The sequence below is a fragment of the Alkalihalophilus lindianensis genome, from assembly GCF_032843265.1.
In the GTDB taxonomy this organism is placed as follows: Bacteria; Bacillota; Bacilli; order Bacillales; family Bacillaceae_D; genus Alkalihalophilus; species Alkalihalophilus lindianensis.
Genome location: NZ_JAWJBA010000206.1, coordinates 1 through 279 on the forward strand (window position 1 = coordinate 1; position 279 = coordinate 279).

At 39.4% G+C, this 279-nt stretch carries 1 pseudogene; it reads left to right on the plus strand.

Features of this window, described 5'->3' with window-relative positions:
• Positions 1-228 (plus strand): annotated as a pseudogene (locus RYX56_RS21945) (3-isopropylmalate dehydratase small subunit); the annotation flags it as partial.
• Positions 229-279: the final 51 nt, after the last annotated feature.

The following is a 279-nucleotide window of genomic DNA, read 5'->3' on the forward strand; positions in this document are numbered from 1 at the left end:
CAAGCTAGCGAAGAACAGGTACAGACCATTATGAAAAAAGCGAAAACTGAGGGTTACACTTTAACGGTTAATCTTGAGGACCAAATCGTTTCTGACAATGATGGATTTACGTTTCATTTCGATATCGCGCCGTATCCTAAAGAAATGCTGTTAAACGGCTGGGATGAGATTGGGGTTACCTTAAATTATGAGGATAAAATTAAGCAGTATGAGCTTGCACATGGGTAATAAGGAATGAGTCTGGATGGATTCCAGACTCATTTTTCTGTTAGCGCTAAT